Annotated in this window: 16 protein-coding genes and 1 pseudogene; 8 read left to right on the top strand and 9 right to left on the bottom strand. The window is 36.9% G+C overall.

Features of this window, described 5'->3' with window-relative positions:
* Nucleotides 1-33: 33 nt before the first annotated feature.
* Nucleotides 34-111: pseudogene (locus MMP72_RS00725) on the bottom strand (TetR/AcrR family transcriptional regulator); the annotation flags it as partial.
* Nucleotides 112-164: 53 nt separating this feature from the next.
* On the opposite strand from MMP72_RS00725, the gene MMP72_RS00720 reads away from it, so the two are divergent.
* Nucleotides 165-1,097, top strand: coding sequence for an IS5 family transposase (locus tag MMP72_RS00720; protein ID WP_241313765.1), 933 nt, complete (start codon nucleotides 165-167; stop codon nucleotides 1,095-1,097).
* A gap of 51 nt (nucleotides 1,098-1,148) precedes the next feature.
* On the opposite strand, the gene MMP72_RS00715 is transcribed toward MMP72_RS00720, so the two are convergent.
* From MMP72_RS00715 to MMP72_RS00700, 4 genes are all read right to left on the bottom strand, one after another.
* The gene (locus MMP72_RS00715; RefSeq protein WP_241313764.1) at nucleotides 1,149-1,274 is read right to left on the bottom strand and encodes a DUF4158 domain-containing protein; all 126 of its coding nucleotides are present in this window, start codon (nucleotides 1,272-1,274) and stop codon (nucleotides 1,149-1,151) included.
* A 114-nt stretch (nucleotides 1,275-1,388) separates the two neighbouring features.
* Nucleotides 1,389-2,420 (bottom strand): HlyD family secretion protein, encoded by a 1,032-nt coding sequence (locus MMP72_RS00710; protein WP_241313763.1) that lies wholly within the window; start codon nucleotides 2,418-2,420, stop codon nucleotides 1,389-1,391.
* A 15-nt stretch (nucleotides 2,421-2,435) separates the two neighbouring features.
* Nucleotides 2,436-3,974 (bottom strand): MFS transporter, encoded by a 1,539-nt coding sequence (locus tag MMP72_RS00705; protein ID WP_241313762.1) that lies wholly within the window; start codon nucleotides 3,972-3,974, stop codon nucleotides 2,436-2,438.
* Nucleotides 3,971-5,443, bottom strand: a complete 1,473-nt coding sequence (locus MMP72_RS00700; RefSeq protein WP_241313761.1) for an efflux transporter outer membrane subunit — start codon at nucleotides 5,441-5,443, stop codon at nucleotides 3,971-3,973. Before MMP72_RS00700 ends, MMP72_RS00705 begins: the two co-directional genes overlap by 4 nt.
* A 186-nt stretch (nucleotides 5,444-5,629) precedes the next feature.
* Between MMP72_RS00700 and MMP72_RS00695 the strand changes: the two genes are divergently transcribed.
* The 4 genes from MMP72_RS00695 to MMP72_RS00680 all read left to right on the top strand — a co-directional run bounded on the left by MMP72_RS00695 (nucleotide 5,630) and on the right by MMP72_RS00680 (nucleotide 8,876).
* Entirely contained in the window at nucleotides 5,630-6,259 is a 630-nt protein-coding gene (locus tag MMP72_RS00695) for a TetR/AcrR family transcriptional regulator (RefSeq protein ID WP_241313760.1), read from the top strand.
* A gap of 62 nt (nucleotides 6,260-6,321) precedes the next feature.
* Nucleotides 6,322-7,752, top strand: coding sequence for a cytochrome ubiquinol oxidase subunit I (locus MMP72_RS00690; RefSeq protein WP_241313759.1), 1,431 nt, complete (start codon nucleotides 6,322-6,324; stop codon nucleotides 7,750-7,752).
* Entirely contained in the window at nucleotides 7,749-8,750 is a 1,002-nt protein-coding gene (gene cydB / locus MMP72_RS00685; protein ID WP_241313758.1) for a cytochrome d ubiquinol oxidase subunit II, read from the top strand. The genes MMP72_RS00690 and cydB overlap by 4 nt, the downstream gene beginning before the upstream one ends.
* A 12-nt stretch (nucleotides 8,751-8,762) precedes the next feature.
* Nucleotides 8,763-8,876 (top strand): DUF2474 domain-containing protein, encoded by a 114-nt coding sequence (locus MMP72_RS00680; protein ID WP_241313757.1) that lies wholly within the window; start codon nucleotides 8,763-8,765, stop codon nucleotides 8,874-8,876.
* Between the two features lie 41 nt (nucleotides 8,877-8,917).
* Here MMP72_RS00680 and MMP72_RS00675 read toward each other — a convergent pair whose 3' ends face one another.
* Nucleotides 8,918-9,835, bottom strand: coding sequence for a site-specific integrase (locus tag MMP72_RS00675; protein WP_241313756.1), 918 nt, complete (start codon nucleotides 9,833-9,835; stop codon nucleotides 8,918-8,920).
* A gap of 222 nt (nucleotides 9,836-10,057) precedes the next feature.
* On the opposite strand from MMP72_RS00675, the gene MMP72_RS00670 reads away from it, so the two are divergent.
* The 3 genes from MMP72_RS00670 (at nucleotide 10,058) to MMP72_RS00660 (ending at nucleotide 12,486) form a co-directional block, all read left to right on the top strand.
* Nucleotides 10,058-11,080: a DNA-binding protein gene (locus tag MMP72_RS00670; RefSeq protein ID WP_241313755.1), complete on the top strand. Its 1,023-nt coding sequence runs from the start codon at nucleotides 10,058-10,060 to the stop codon at nucleotides 11,078-11,080.
* A 51-nt stretch (nucleotides 11,081-11,131) separates the two neighbouring features.
* Nucleotides 11,132-11,839 (top strand): hypothetical protein, encoded by a 708-nt coding sequence (locus MMP72_RS00665; protein ID WP_241313754.1) that lies wholly within the window; start codon nucleotides 11,132-11,134, stop codon nucleotides 11,837-11,839.
* A gap of 155 nt (nucleotides 11,840-11,994) precedes the next feature.
* Nucleotides 11,995-12,486 (top strand): GNAT family N-acetyltransferase, encoded by a 492-nt coding sequence (locus tag MMP72_RS00660; protein ID WP_241313753.1) that lies wholly within the window; start codon nucleotides 11,995-11,997, stop codon nucleotides 12,484-12,486.
* 140 nt (nucleotides 12,487-12,626) lie between these two features.
* Here the strand turns inward: MMP72_RS00660 and MMP72_RS00655 are convergent, their stop codons facing one another.
* From MMP72_RS00655 to MMP72_RS00645, 3 genes are read right to left on the bottom strand one after another with little or no spacing between them, the layout of a single operon-like run.
* Nucleotides 12,627-13,064 (bottom strand): hypothetical protein, encoded by a 438-nt coding sequence (locus MMP72_RS00655; RefSeq protein WP_159414853.1) that lies wholly within the window; start codon nucleotides 13,062-13,064, stop codon nucleotides 12,627-12,629.
* A gap of 1 nt (nucleotide 13,065) precedes the next feature.
* Complete coding sequence (locus tag MMP72_RS00650; RefSeq protein WP_241313752.1) at nucleotides 13,066-15,384, bottom strand: hypothetical protein; 2,319 nt, start codon at nucleotides 15,382-15,384, stop codon at nucleotides 13,066-13,068.
* A complete protein-coding gene (locus tag MMP72_RS00645; protein ID WP_241313751.1) occupies nucleotides 15,374-16,954 on the bottom strand; it encodes a site-specific integrase in 1,581 nt (526 codons plus the stop codon). The genes MMP72_RS00650 and MMP72_RS00645 overlap by 11 nt, the downstream gene beginning before the upstream one ends.

Below are 16,954 nucleotides of genomic sequence, written 5' to 3'. Positions count from 1 at the left end.
AAGAATGCTGCACATTCTTACTTTAGTCTTTATCTACATTGAAACTGCATGCCAAAATGCTTCAAAACCTGACTTCCGATAAAGATCAGCTTGAGAAGTGTCTTGGGCAAGGCTTTGTTGCACAAACCTAGCATTTGAGGCTTATTCATCAATATAATTTCAAAATGAATAAACCTGCAGCTAAAATCTACCGGACAACGAATTGGTCTTCTTACAATAAAGCACTGATCAATCGAGGAAATATATCAATTTGGTTTGAACCAAAGACTCAATGGTATGCACAATCACGAGGCAAACAAGGTCGAAATCAAATCTACTCCGATATAGCTATTCAATGCTGTTTAATGATCAAATCTCTCTTTCGGCTCTCTCTACGGATGGTTACAGGCTTTGTTCAAAGTCTGATTAAACTTTGCGGATTAGACTGGATAGCGCCAGACTACACCACGCTTTGTAGAAGACAAAAATATATTGATATTGTGATTGATTATCAAAAAAGTAGAAATGGGCTACATCTACTCGTAGATTCTACTGGCTTAAAATTTCTAGGTGAAGGTGAATGGAAACGCAAAAAACATGGACCTGAATATCGCCGCCAATGGCGTAAACTCCATATTGGTATTGATGCTAAAACCTTGCAAATACGTGCTGTACAGCTCACTACAAACAATGTCAGTGATTCACAAGTACTAGGAGATTTACTTGCTCAAATTCCATTGGATGAAAAGATTGACTCTGTTTATACCGATGGTGCTTATGACACTAAACACTGCCGAAAAGTCATTTTAGATCGACAAGCACATGCAGTGATTCCTCCAAGAAAAAATGCAAAGCCATGGAAAGATCAGCAAGCGAGTTCTATAGAGCGGAATGAGTTATTGAAAACAGTCAAACGGTTAGGAAGATCCCTTTGGAAAAAGTGGTCTGGTTATCATCGTCGAAGTTTGGTGGAAACCAAGATGCATTGCATCAAATTATTAGGCGATAAATTAACATCAAGGAGTTTCCCTAGTCAGGTGAATGAGATTCATGCACGCGTAGCAGTCTTGAATAAATTCACAGAATTAGGTCGCCCTCATACCCAAGTTATGCCTTAAATTTGAGTGACTCGGGTAAATATTAACTTTTAAATCTTTGTGCAACAAAGCCTATTTACGGGCAAGTTTGGAGATAAAGTTTAGTTCAGCCTGACTAGGTGTATAGACCTGTTCAAGCTCTTTTTTTGAAATATGTTTTTTAAAACGTGGATAAGCTGTTCTTTCGATAGATGTCATTATCCACACTCCTGTAAACCATTATAAATATTTAAAATTTGTAAATTAAATAAACATTTTATTAAGTTTTCCTACCAATTAATAAAGCTCGATAGGAAAACTTAAATTGATATTTTATTGCTTATCCTTGATATAAATTGTTGGGATTACAGACATGCCAACACGTAGCTTATTCACTTCAGCTTGATTAGGTAGAATCCGAATACGCACAGGCAAACGCTGCACAATTTTAGTAAAATTACCTGTCGCATTATGTGGAGCGACTGCTGAATAACTTACACCACTGGCAGGACCTACACTTTCTACAGTACCTTTTAATACAGTATTCGGTAGTGCATCGACTTTAATATCCACAGATTGCCCAGTTTTAATATGAGCAAGTTGAGTTTCACGAAAATTTGCAGTGATATACAGTTTATTCAAAGGTACAATCGCCAGTAGAGGTTTTCCTGTATTAACAAAAGTGCCTGCACGGACTGATTTTTGCCCAACCATACCATCAACAGGAGCTGTAATCTGGGTATAGGACAGTTTTAATTTCGCAGCTGCTTGGGCAGCTTTTGCCTGAGCCAGCGTCGCTTTCGCACTTTCCATTTCAGCTTTTAAAATATCAATTTGTTGTTTTGCAGCATCTAGCCCAGCCAGATTTTTATTTCGGCTGGCAAGACGAATGCTTAACTGTGCTTCAGCTTGTTGCATTGCCTGTACTGTACCTGAACCATCCGCAGCTAGATTACGGTAACGAGTTTGATTTTCTTTGGCTAATTTTAATTCAGCATTATCTACATCAATGGCTGTCTGTGCTTGACGGATAGTCGTTTGCTGTTGTGCCATTCGTGCCTGAATGCTTGTAATATGGGCATTGGCACTTTCAACCTGAGCTTTGGCAGCATCAACCGCTACACTAAAATCTGCATCATTGATTGTTGCCAGTAAATCACCTGCTTTCACCTGTTGGTTCTCTTCAACCAAGACCTGATGAATGGTTCCCGAAATTTGAGGAGTGACCAAAGTAAAATCTGCCTGTACATAAGCATCGTCTGTGGACTGGCTGGATTCTGGTTGGTTCAAATAAATCACACAGCCAATCGCCACAATAAGCAACACGACAATACTAATGATTTTGGTTTTCTTGGGTAATGACATGATAAATTATCCTGATTAAGAAGCTGGAGGTGTTGGGATTTGTTGCAGGTTGGGTGCAGGGATATAGGTCAATCGCAAAACAAATGGAATTAACAATAACGCAAGCACACCAAGTACCAAATAAGTATCAGCTACCGATAAAACCAGCGATTGTTGAGTAATAATTGCCATAAGCTGTGCAGGTTCTAGTGGTTCTGCAAGTGTAAAGTGAGTGAATGCGGCATGATTAGATAACATTTCTGCATGAAATTGTCCCCGTATCACCATAAATTGCCCAACCACTGCACCGCCTAAAAGTGTTCCAAAGGCACGCAAGGTATTAATCGTTCCCGAAACATAAGGACCTTCGATGGGTTGAACAACGCTGGTACAAAGAAATAGCATGGATACAATCGCCATCGGCTGCCCAAAGGCTTGCAGACTTTGAATCAGCATAAACTGGTCTTTATTCCATTCTGAGGTGAGTTGCATGCCTAAAAAACAGGATAGGGCGATCAGCAATAATCCACCTGCAAAAATCCAGCGTGCATCAATCCATTTTTTATATAGGAAAATAGCGACCACTGAACCCAATATCAGTTGTGGCAAGGCAATCATTAGCCCGATAGATGCCATCTGCTGTGGACGATAATCCTGTATAGCCCCAAGATACCTCATCGGTAATAATGCTCCAGAGGTCAAGACAATCAACAGAAATACAAATAGACTAAAACCTAATCCTAGATTGCGACGACTCAGAATTTGCAATTTGATAAAAGGCGAGGGGTGATACCATTCTGTTAGCAGGTAAACTGCCAATAAGGTTAAACCTGCCACAAGTGACACTACAATTAGGGGGGAATTAAACCAGTCCAGACGGATGCCTTGGTCAAGGGCAACTGCAATTAAACCCAGTGCAGGAACACCCAAAGCCATTCCAAACCAGTTTGCCTGTGGAAAACGTTCCATTTGGATTTTATCTTTAGGCAAACCCCATGCAATCAATCCGCCCGAAATCAGAGCAAGGGGAATAATTTGCCAATATGCCCAACGCCAGTCCACAATTCCATCTGTCCAGTAGCCTGTGAGCCAAATAGAGAGATTTGGGGTAAATGTTGCAGTTAGTGCATACAGTGCCAATCCATGCAAACGAATATGGGGCGGTAGAAATTTTAGGGCAGCCATCATCAATAATGGAATCATCGTTCCACTGGCAATACCCTGTATAAAACGTAAAACCAACAGTAAATTAAGCTGATGGATAAAGGGCAGAATCAGTGCCAAAAAGGCACATAGACTAATCATCCATAATTCAAAACGACGCATGGATAAAGTAATTGCAAACCACGCAGCAAAAGGCATGGCAATCAATTCACCTGCACTATATACCGTCGTTAGCCAAGAAGCATCATCCAGACCATAACCCAATGCTCCACGAATATCAGCTAAAGCCAAAGCACCTACACGATTATTCAGCCCTGCCATCATGGCAGCAATCAAAATACCGAGTAATCCCAAAATGGCACGTTTCGGTGGACGATTTGCCATAGCTGGTGATGATGATGTACTACTCATGAGGTCACCAAAGAATTATGAAACGTGGTGACATCCCAACCACCACCCAATGCTTTGTACAGATTAACCACACTTAAGGCTGCATTAGTGGAACTGGCATTTAACTGATTTTGTGCGGCAAGTAACTGTCGTTGTGCGGTGAGTACCGTCATATAATCCGCCACACCTTGCTGATAACTTCGTTCAGCTGCTTGAAATGCCGCTTGATTCTGCTGATAAGCAATCATCAATTCAGCATGATGGCTGTGTTGAGCAGACCACGCATCAAGAGCATTATCCACTTCATGCCAGGCACGTAGCACTGTTTGGCGATAGGCGAGAGCCGCTTCTTTTTGACGGGATTCATTCAATGCTAAACGTTGTGTTAGTTTTCCACCCTGAAAAATAGGTAAATAAACCGTTGGACCCACAGAAAACAAACGGGAATCCCAACTATCCAAATCATCTAGTTCAAATGCTTCTACGCCAATGCGTCCTCTTAAACCAATACGAGGATAAAAATCAGCTTTAGCAACCCCAATCGCTGCGGTTGCTACATGCAATTTCGCTTCTGCACGTTGTATATCAGGACGTTGATGTGCTAATTCAGAAGACATACCGACAGGAATATTCTGCGGTAACTCAGGTATAGGCATAGCCTGAATTAATTGTTTATCTAAGGCTTGTGGTTGTTTACCCATTAATAAAGCAAGTGCATTCATCAACTGATGACGTTGTTGCATTAATTCAGGCAACATGGCTTTAATACTGGCTTGCTGTGCCAAAGCAGAAGCGGTTTCAAACCGTGTTGACACGCCATTACGCTCACGACTTTCGGTCATTTTGACCAAACGATTGGCAATATCCAAATTCTGCTCAGCAATCGCAAGTTGTGCCTGTATGCCACGTAATTGTAAATAGGTTTTTGCCACTTCCGCAGAGAGTGCGATTTGAGCAGCTTCACGGTCATAAAGGGTTGCTTCAAAAGAAGCGGTTGCCCCTTCACGCATCCGTCTAGCACGTCCCCATAAATCCAGTTCCCAACTGGCATCAAACCCTAATTGCCAAAAATCACTGGCGTTTGTCGGAGCACCCAGTGCTGCGAACTTGCCATTTTGACTCAACGCCTCACGGGAATAACTTGCTGAACTGCCAATCGTGGGTAAAAGCTGTGAGGAGGTAATACCAAGTTGAGCCCGACTTTGTTCAATACGTTCTGCTGCCATTTGCAAATCAAGATTATTTAACTTGGCACGTGATTGCAGCTCAATCAAAACCTTATCATTAAATACCAGCCACCACTCAGCTGGAGTTTTCGCCACTGATAAAAGGTGGTTATTGTAAATATCATCTGAACGAGATGGCAGTTGGAGCTTCGTGATTTCACTGTGAGGTTTTACAAAATCGGGACCGATGGTACATCCACACAGTGAAATTATACAAAATGCTGTACCTGCATTTTGTAATAGTGACTGTAACTTTATAGACATTTATCAATCCTGCTTATTGTACCGAACCGCTCGGTTTATTTATATGGGGTAAAATTCCAAAACTATGAATGCATCCACATAAATAGATGAATTAGTCAAAATACTGGCATGGTTGAAGTGTACCGTTCGGTTTGATATGATGTCAATATGCTATAGATAGCTCTTTTAATATTTAGGATATCTTTGATGCAGCAGATGAATCATGAATTTACTGGTAAAGCACTACAAATTCTTCAGGCAGCACGACGTGTTTTTTTAACACATGGTTTTGCCGCAGCAACCACAGATATGATTCAACAAGAGGCTGGGGTTTCTAAATCAACAATGTATGCACATTTCCCTAACAAAGAAATGCTATTTACCGCTGTGATAGAGGCTGAATGTACTACATTTACTGATACTGTCCGTGATATTCAATTTGAATCTGGCAAATTAAGAGAAACTTTAACTTTATTGGCACATGCTTATTTAAAGATTGTGCTTTCACCTGAGGGACTTGCAGTTTTTCGTGTGGTGATAGCAGAGGGAATACGATTCCCTAATCTTGCACGAGTATTTTATCTGGCTGGTCCACAGGTCATGATTAACATGATTGCTGAGCAACTCACTCATGCAGCAGCATCAGGAGAGGTTGATTTAAGTGAGTTGGGTTGTGATACCGCTGCCAGCTTATTTATCAATCTGGTTAGAAGTGAACCACAACTACAATGCCTTACTCATCCAAATGCTGCGCCATCTGCCATACAGGTTGATCAATGGGTCAATATCGCTGTCACAACTTTTATGCGTGCTTATGGATGCGAACAGCCGAAATGAGTTGTTGTTTCTAGAAAGTGGTTTATCCAATTATCTTCTCTCTATAACAATTGGGAGGTCTTATGAATTTAGGGCTGACGGCTTTGGAACTGGCAAGAATACAGTTTGCCTTTACCGTTTCATTCCATATCATTTTCCCTGCTATTTCGATTGGTCTGGCAAGTTTTTTGGCAGTACTGGAATGGAAATGGTTGCGTAGCCAAAACCCGATTTATCAGGATTTATTTAAGTTCTGGATAAAAATCTTTGCCTTATCTTTCGGGATGGGTGTGGTGTCTGGTGTGGTGATGAGTTATCAATTTGGTACGAATTGGAGCGAATTTTCCTATTTTGCAGGCAGTATTACAGGACCTTTACTGTCCTATGAAGTATTAAGTGCATTTTTCCTTGAAGCTGGTTTCTTGGGGATTATGCTGTTTGGCTGGGGGCGTGTTAGTCCTCGCATGCACTTTTTTGCCACGTTAATGGTGGCAATTGGCACCTGTATTTCCATGTTCTGGATTCTATCCTCTAATAGCTGGATGCAGACGCCACAAGGCTTTAGTATCGAAAATGGCATTATTGTACCGCAGGACTGGTTTGCGATTGTCTTTAATCCATCATTTCCTTATCGCCTGGCACATATGGGAATTGCTGCATTTCTTGTGGCAGCATTATTGGTCACGGGTACAGCAGCATGGCATTTACTGAAAGGTCGTCGTGATGAACTGGTTAAAAAATCCTTTTCCATGGGATTGTGGCTGATTCTGATTTTAGCCCCGTTACAGGTGTTTATTGGTGATGCTCACGGTTTAAATACCTTAAAACATCAGCCTGCCAAAGTTGCAGCCATGGAGGGACATTGGGAAACTAATCATGAGGAGGGAATGCCACTTTATTTATTTGGACTGCCTGACATGCAGGAAGAACGTACCAAATATGCCATCGCTATTCCCAATTTAGGTAGTTTAATTCTGACTCATTCAATGGATGGAACTGTCACAGGGTTAAAAGACTTTGCCCCTGAAGATCGTCCAAACTCGACCATTGTATTTTGGAGTTTCCGTATTATGGTGGGGCTTGGCATGTTAATGCTGCTGATGGCATTCGCCAGTGTCTGGCTTAGAAAAACAGGCAAACTCTATGAGCAAAAATGGTTTCATCGTTTTGCACTTATTATGACTCCTTCTGGTTTTATTGCCTTGCTGGCAGGTTGGTTTACTACCGAAGTTGGACGGCAGCCATGGATTGTCTATGGCATTATGCGAACCAAAGATGCGCTTTCTCCTGTATCAGCCGAGCAGGTGGGTTTAACCCTGATTATCTTTGTCGTGGTGTACTGCATTGTGTTTGGTGTTGGAATTTACTACATGCTAAAAATCATGCACAAAGGTCCAGAGTTTATTCATAGTCAGGTAGGTGAAATCGGGGGTGTTGGTCATTTTAAAACCCCAATGCGTCCACTGAGTGCGATCAATGAATCACTTGAAGAACAAGATAAGGGGACATCATGATGGATTTATCTTTAATCTGGGTTGCCATTATTGGTTTGGGTGTACTGGCCTATGTGGTACTTGATGGATTTGATTTAGGTATTGGAATTCTCTTTCCTTTTGTCAAAGACCAACAGGAAAGGGATGTGATGATGAATACCGTTGCACCTGTCTGGGATGGTAATGAAACATGGATGGTACTTGGTGGAGCGGGATTATTTGCCGCCTTTCCTATGGTCTATTCGGCCGTCTTGTCTGCACTGTATTTACCCATTATCCTCATGGTGATTGCCCTGATTTTTCGAGGAGTTGCCTTTGAGTTTCGTTTTAAGGCAAATCGTACCAAACACTTATGGGATCAGGCGTTTATTGGTGGGTCGATATTTTCCAGTTTTTTACAGGGCGTGATTTTAGGTGCATATATTCAGGGCATCAAAATTATAGATGGTCGTTATGCTGGCGGTGGGCTGGATTGGCTAACCCCATTCTCTTTATTTACAGGTATTGGCGTGGTGGTTGTATATGCTGCTCTGGGCTGTGGCTGGTTGATTTTAAAAACTGAATCTCAGTTGCAACAGCAACTTTATCAACTGATGCCTAAACTGGTGGTAGCATTATTGGTGATTTTTGCTGGGGTCAGTCTCTATACGCCACTGGCACATCCAGTCATTGCTGAACGCTGGTTTAGCTTACCGCAACTGTTTTATTTTAGCCCTGTACCAATACTGGTTTTATTGTTGAGTTTTCTGGTAATTCGTGCCTGTAAACAACGACATGAGTTTGCACCCTTGATGTATATGTTTGGTCTGGTCTTTTTAGCCTACACAGGTTTCCTCATTAGTCTGTTCCCCTACATTATTCCACCCTCAGTGACTATCTGGGATGCCGCAGCACCGTATCAAAGCCAGCTATTTTCGTTGATTGGTGCGTTAATTCTTATCCCAATTATCATTACCTATACTGCGATGTCCTATTGGGTATTTCGGGATAAAGTTAAAGTCGGTGATGGTTATCACTAAAGGAGTAAAGCCATGAAACTTTCTCAAACCCAATGGTTTATTGTACTTTGGCTGGGCGGTTTTTTAAGTTTACTTGTTGTTGCTGGCTTCTTTAAACTTTTATTGAAAGTGGCTTATTCATTCTAATTTTAATGCGTTGGAGTATATCCCTATATATTCCAACTAATCTAAATATTTATATCTTGAAATCTTTGAGAGCTTTCAATATACCGTAAGGCTGAATTAATGTTTTTCCAACCTACATATTGCATGAGATCCTTAATATCCCAGCCATTAGAGGTTGCCCAGTTAGCAAAACCACGACGTAAAGAATGAGCACTATATAATTCTGCCGATTCAACATCAGCTTCAGAGAAAATGTTTCGAATAAGCGGAATTAAACTATCAATATGCAGGGCATTAGTCGAAAGCTGTCCCCAACGATTAATTGATCTAAATACCATTCCAGAATTCAATTCACTCACTTTTATCCAATCTGAATAGGCTTGAACAGGACAGAGCTGGCTTAATGCTGGTACTTGAAAATACTGCCCATTTAATGTTCTATTCCCTTTTGTTTTAGCTAAATAGCAACGTAAGCTTTCAGGGTGAATTTCAATATTTTTTACCTCTAGTCTAGTAAGTTCATCTCCACGAAATCCACGCCAAAACCCTAGCAACAATAATACCTTATTACGAGTATAGCGAAGATGCTTTGCACGTTCTCCCGAATTTTTAGACTGTTCAATAACCTGATCAAGATAGTCCACTGTTTGTTTTAATTGGTTAAGTTGTAAAGGCTTCGCTTGTTTTTCCTGAACTGGATGAACTGTTTTAATTCCTTTTAAGACTTTTTTAACAATAGGTGCTTTAGTTGGGTCAGGAAAACCTTGTTCTATATGCCATTGAGATAAGGCAGCAAGCCTTTGTTTAAGTGTATTAAGAGATAAAATACCAGCATAATCAGTTAAATAGTGGGCAATATGATCTGCGGTTGCAGGTAAAAGTCCCTGCCATTCAAATTCATAGTGTTGAATTGCATTGGCATAACTTTTCTGTGTGTTCTCTCTGATGGAAGCCTGTAAGTAGAAATCAATTTTGTCCATATCAATTTATCCACAGTGAGTGACTGAATTAAAAGCACCAATTTTTCTTACTGTCATATGTAACTAACTAAACAGCAAAATCAGCATATCACACCATAACACAGGATAATGTTCTATTATCCTGTGTCAGATTTTTGATACAAGATTGTCAATATAACAATAATTTTAGTATGTTATTATGTAATACATAATACAGTACGATTAATTAAAAAGGATTTGATGATGTCTAGATCAGGTTTAACTAAAAATATGGTTAAGCAGGCAAGAGATGTACTTATCTCTCAAAATAAGTATCCATCTGTAGATGCTGTTCGAATTGAACTTGGTAATACTGGTTCAAAAAGTACAATCCATAAATACTTGAAAGAACTCGAAGAAGATGAAGAGCAGGGTATTGGCCAAAATCGTTCTATCAGTGAGACCATACAAAATTTAACTATACGTTTGGCTGAACAACTCCATATTGAAGCTAATGCTGACATAGAAAAAGTTAAAGAAATCAACCAAATCAATGAGGAAAGATTTAAGGAAGAAATAAAAGTCTTACGTAATGAATTAAATCAAACAAAAGTAGCTCTTCAAGAACGTGATACTACCGTTAACGAACAACAGAGAATAAATGAGATATTAAAAATATCCTTAGATCAGGAAATAATTGCTAAAAATCGCCTGGAGCAACAGGTTGTTAATATAAATGAGTCATTGAAACAAAATAAAGAATACCTATGTAGTTTAGAAGAAAAATTTAAACATGCTCAACAGTCTTTAGACCACTATAGAGAGTCTGTTAAAGAACAACGTCAGCAGAATTTACGTAGATATGATCATCAAGTTCAATTGTTACAGGCAGAAATACGTCAATTACAGCAAACGATTGTTGTAAAACAAGATAAGTTAAATGAATTTACTGTGGAAAATACGAAGCTAACAACAGAATTATCAATTTCAAATGAGAGTAATAAGAAATGTGAAAAGTCCATTGATGATCTAGGTAAGCAATTAGAGCAAGTTAAACAGCATGAAATATCATTGTTATCTGGATTAAAAAGCCATCAGGAAACTATCCAAAAATTGGAGATACAGTTAAGCGAAATTACTAAAGAGAAAAATATCTTAGATCAACATGCGAAAGGACTTGAAAAGGATTTGACCGAGAGTAAAATTAAATTTGAAACACAACAATCAATGTTTACACAGTTACAATTCATGTTGACTGAAAAACAAAAGGTTAATTTAAAAGAGTAGAATTGTTTTATGCAGTATATTTATACTTATTTCGATGATAATGTTGGATAAATGGCTGTGGATTACTTTTCAGATACATTTTTAGATACCCTTGGAGAGTGGCAACGAGGATGGAAAGAAAACCAAGCTTTACGTGAAGATATTGCTAAAAAACTTGAATTGCAAGCAATAAAACTTCCTCAAAAATACCGAATAGTTTCGGCTCCTTGCTATCGCAAACGTTATTTACTACCTAGTGATATTAACCCTTTATTCATGGATTCGGAAATCAGTGATGGTGCTACTAGCTGGACTTTAGATAAAAAATATGCAGAATTTTTTAAAGGATTTTGGCGTGATGATGCCGTGACAGCTGTTATTTTTAAGCATACTCCAAATCCAAGCGAAGTAATTCTCAACATTGCCTCATTGTACGAGTCCACAAATTTTATGAATGCGGTTAATGCATACATTCAAAAGTCTGGTAAAGAGGCTGCAACATTTATTAAGATTGGTGCTCAGCAAAAAGAAGTGATTCTTAATACAAACCTGCGTGTTGATGAAATTATTGCTTTTACAGGGAAAAGTAGCCCATTCGATGAGCTTTGCATTGCCGCTGGGGTGAATCAATATGATCAAGATAGTGTTTGGAAATTCTTTGTAGAAATAGGCATGCAGCCAGAAGTTCCTCGTTACGTTGAAAAAGATGGTGTGAAACGAATATTAGCTAAAGTATTAGCCAAAGCTAATGAATTAAAAAAATCGAAAAAACAACCATAAATCCCGATTAAACTATTGACAAATTTTATTTGTCCTATTTTTACACGTATCTCGGCTGTACCCGATGTCTATAAAGTTGCAAAGAGCTGGAAGCATAATTCTAGAAGAAGACATCAGTATCATAAACAAGATATAAAGAAAGGACTTATTGTATTATGAATAATAATATTGTGAATGATGATACTGAACGGAATGCTATTTCAGAAACTCTGGAAAGCTTCCTTGTTGATAGGCTTAAATACTCAAAGAAAAAAACTCATTTTACTATAAGGCAGTTGGACGGAAAAACTAAATGTTTCACAAGTTTTTTTGCAGGGAGGTCATCAATTGGGAAACCTAATGAATTTTATATTCGATTTGGAGAGCATGGTTATAAGAAGGCTAACAGCAAATATATTATTGTTGCCCGACTATCATTTCATCATAGAAATAAAGGACATGGAACAGCCTTTCTTAAATATTTATGCTTATTTGGTGAAAAATTTGATTATGAGTTTTTAGAAATAGAATGTCCTAATTCTGATTGCAGGGCATTCATGAAAAAAATAGGCTTTAAGGATCAGCTGTACCTTTCAATTTTAGAACTGAAGCAATCTATTCAAACATATGAAGCTCAAAAATTAACTAGAATAGAAAACAAAAAATAAGCTTGAGATTTTCATTATTTGTAATAAATTGGCTTTGTTACACACATCTATTTTAGAAAACATCTTCAGCCTTTGTTGGTTTAGTTCATATTCAAATAGACTTTTAGTGTGTCATTGAACAACGTCATTCACCAAATATATTATTTATTTTCTAAATATTTCTTCAACAAATGTGGTGCCAAAAGATGATCTACTTTTAAGTTTGTTCTTAGTTTTACTTCTTCGATAATATTTATAAGTGTTTCTGTATTCTGATGAAGTTGTGATTCCAAATCATCAATCTGTATGCGTAAATTTTTATTGGTATCAGTAAGAGCCTGTCTTGTCTTTTTATTCACATAAAGTTGCTGCTCTTTAGTCTTCAGGTACAGTGGCGAAATCTGCTCAGATACATACAGAGATATGAGCTTCTTGCGTTCAGCTGAACTTAAAGTACTTAACCCACCTGATATATACCCCTTAGCTGTTAAGCGACTATGAAGAACTTTATGTGAAATAGGGGATTTCTCAAAACCTTCAACCAACATCATTTGTAATTCTTGTTCGATAACTTCATCCAATTGTTTACCACGTAACATATCAAGCTTCCTTAGTTTCAATTTTTTGCTGTTCTATAGCGAATAGTTCACTTAAGGTTGTTGGTAATTTAGTAATCGTATCACCATATGGAAAAATAGGAATAGGAGTTAAACTATTCTGTCTATCAAGTGCTTTTGTCTTTAAGTCACTTAAAAAAAGTATTTTTTGACGTAAATCCTCAAGCATTTCGCTATAAGATTGATCATGAACTATTATTTTCTCTATATGTGAAAATTCGCCAAGTAATTTATCTAACGTATGCTGCAAGGCTTGTAATTCTCCTTTACGACCAGTCAATGCAAAGTTTCCACATTGATCACCTGATTGACAGGATAGACGTTTAGGGCAATCATGGACTGCTATTTCACGCATACAGCCGCCAAAAGGTAAGGGATGTAAATTTGCATGACGCTGGACTAACTCATCTGCATCTTTTTCATTAGTCTTCGTTAATTCATTGAACGATTGAGTGATGTCTTCAAAGTATTCATCAAAGAATGATTTTTTAATGTAATTAGCAACTTCATTCTTTGAATCAAAAGACTGTAAATTCATTTTGATATTGTTTTCCAGGTCTAAATTCTCTGAAAAAAACATTAACCCATCTTTTTTAATGGTATCGACTGGAGGTTCTATTTTGACTTCTTGAGTATTTTTTCTATAACTTTCTAGTTGATATTTTTCTAAAACACTTGTTGCTATTTTACGTTGCTTTAAAGCTAGATGATGATAATATTGATTTTGCTTTATATCAACACGTCCCATAAGCATGGCTTGCAAATGTTCAGACAAACCACTGAGGGCCAAAAAAGTATTAATATTATGCCGAGGAATATGAGAGCCTAACCTAGAATATTCTTTATCATTTTCTAGTAAATTATACTTCTGAAATATTGACAGGCTTTCAGTACCGCCTAAAAAACTATTTATATTTGTCGTTTGAAAAGGAATTACATTAGCTTTAAAGCTAAAAAATCTTTTTAATGAAGTTGATTTAAATTCATGAATAAAAAGTAAATCTTCAAAAGAAATTTTTTCTATTCTTCCTTCATAGTTAAATACATGATCTATTGGAAACTCAGAATCATAATTTGCTATATTTTTTATAAATTCATTTATGTCTTTCTTTAAATAATACTTATCAGTTTTGTTGTATTTTTTGATATAAACTTCTTTAAAAATTGGAATATTCTTAGCAGCCGTAGTAATGTAGCTTCTGGTTTTTTTATGAATTGCAATATTAAAAATTGAACCCACAAAATCGTCTAGCTCGATAAAATCCTCTCTAATCTCATCAATTACCTTGGGTAAAAAATCAGAGCAATTTTTTGATCTAATATATTGAAGATGCTCTCTAGGCTCTTTTGTTAGCTCTATAACTGATTGAAAAATTGTTTCAACAAGACTTATAGCGAGTGGCTCAACCCAATGTACTCTAAATCCAGCACCTTTTGCTCCATGATATTGAATCCCTAATGTATATTGTTTGATACCATCTAAAGTTAAGTGTTCTTGAGTTATTGGATCTAGTAAAGGCTGTTTAATCAATGCATCTGTTTTTAAAAGAAGTACTTCTGTTGATCTCAAACCCGTAACTATAAGCAATAATAAAAAGTTAAGAATGATTTTCTCGCTATTTCTTTCGCATAAATTTATTAGTGAGGCAATATTGATAAATGTACGGATAGAAATGAGCTTTTCCTTATCAATATCATTCTCATCTAATTCCAACTGGTCTATTAATGCTTTTGTTTTCTTGGCATTTGGGGTCCTATTTCTTGCATTTATATATAGATATTTTTGAGAGAATTCCAATGTGTTTTCGGTAAAAGCATAGTGATTTAGCATTTCTTGTAATCTAAGATACGTACCAGCATGATCAGGAAGGTTTGCTTTGCTCGAGTTTTCAGCCAGTACTTTAAATGAGTTATCTAAAGTTAATGTGGACAAGAAGCAGGGGTGAGTGTTCACGGGATTAGTTTTACATAATTCACTATACCAACGCTTGAGCACCAGAACTTCGGCATATAATTTTTGTGGTGAAGTTTTTGAATTAGCTTTTCTATAACTGAGAACCATTATGGCTTTAATGAACTCTTGGTATGTTACATCTATTGAAAGGTCTTCAATGCCTTTCATTCTTTTCGCTGTTTGAAATGAAAAGTGTGTTTTTCCACTACGTGAAAGTAACCAGCCTGAACCGATAGTACCTCCAGCCCATTCGGTATCACTCCATAACCATTTGAAATTTGGTTTGATATTTTCTTCAAAAAATTTTTTCTGTTCTTCTATAAAACTTTTATATTTTTCAAGATTCATAAATGTTACCCTTGTGTATTGCACAACGAGCAATTACGGATTCAATTTCAAATTTAGTTGATTCATGAACTCTAATCAATGGATTCCTAGATACACCTATACCATCAGACAACTTAATTAAATCATTAATTTCGTTTTGAATATCCTCTAAAACTTTGCTGTGATTAGCATCGATAAAGGGATGAAAATACATACAACCGTAACAATTCCGTACAGGCTGGAATAAACACTTTTCTACATAAGAGCACCCACCAATATCGTAATGAATTGTACTACCAACATTACCTAAAACCTTTTTTTGGTTCCAATCTTTCTTATAAACTAGTCTTCCTGTGAGGAGCATAGCGATCATTTGTCTGTATAAAGAATTTTTGCCAAGCGCCTGTGCTCTAATTTGTGCTAATTCTGGCGTAGAAAAAATATAATGCCTTGCGGTTACAACAGAAGAATGGCCTAAGATATATGCTATTTCTTCAGCTGAAGATCCCGCCATCGCTAGGCTATATCCAATATGATGCCTAAAATCAGAATAAGAGTACTTTTGTCTTATCATTTCACCTGCATGAACAGCATCTCTGTATTTTTCAGGAGCAAAATCAAATAACTGTGTATTAATAGCCGTTGAACAGAAACGAGCAGAATTTTCGCCTAGATCAAATAGCTTATCATTTGGTTTTAACTTAAATCTTTTAATATAGGCGAAAATAATTTCAGCAATTTCCTCTGGTAATTTTACAGATATTTTTTCATGTACATATCTTGCTTGCTTTGCATAAGGGATAAGTATGCTATAGCGCTGAAAATTATCTATTTCACGAGTCGTATCTATTTTAAGATTTTCTACCGATAATTTAGCTAATTGTACAGGTCTCAGTCCTGTTACATACACCAATCCTAGTATTGAGGAGTATAGAAGTGTTTGATTAGTTATGTTTTTTTTAGATTCCTTTATTTCCTTAATTAACTTAGAAAAACCCTGTTGAATCATAGAGATAAGAGCATAATCAATACAATCCTCATATTCTTGATAGAATAATTTTGAATTAAAAGACTTAGGTCTAGGAATAAACTCTAGTTCAAAATCATCATCAATGTCAAAATGCGGAAAGTCTTCTACTATTAAGAGTTTCAATAAAAATTTAGTATGAGAATATTTGTTATAATTTTTTTCTTCTTTTGCAAATTCAATCAATGTTTTTTTTAAATTTTCATAACTAAAAACCAACTTATTTTTTTTTAAATATTTAATTAAGAATCGAAAAGAATAAAATATATTACTCAAATTAGATGGTGTATTCTTTTGAATATACATTATAAGGAAAAATTTAGCTAATATAATCTCACTTTCATAAAGAGCTGAAAAATCTATTTTTTCTTTTGTTCCAGAATAATAGAAATGCCAAGTGTTATCTGTTGAAATTATAAATTTATCATCAAATTTATCAGCAGTTAAAAATTTGACAATCTTAGGTAATTTTTTATCTATACTTTGAAGGGCTGTCAGCTGTTTCTCATTAAAAATTGAAACAGGATGAAATTCCTGTTCTGTAAAAAGGTCAAATTGCACCAT

The sequence above is a fragment of the Acinetobacter sp. NIPH 2699 genome, from assembly GCF_022549355.1.
In the GTDB taxonomy this organism is placed as follows: Bacteria; Pseudomonadota; Gammaproteobacteria; order Pseudomonadales; family Moraxellaceae; genus Acinetobacter.
The sequence above is the reverse complement of the archived record's forward strand: the minus strand, read 5'-3'. Positions and strand labels throughout refer to the sequence as shown.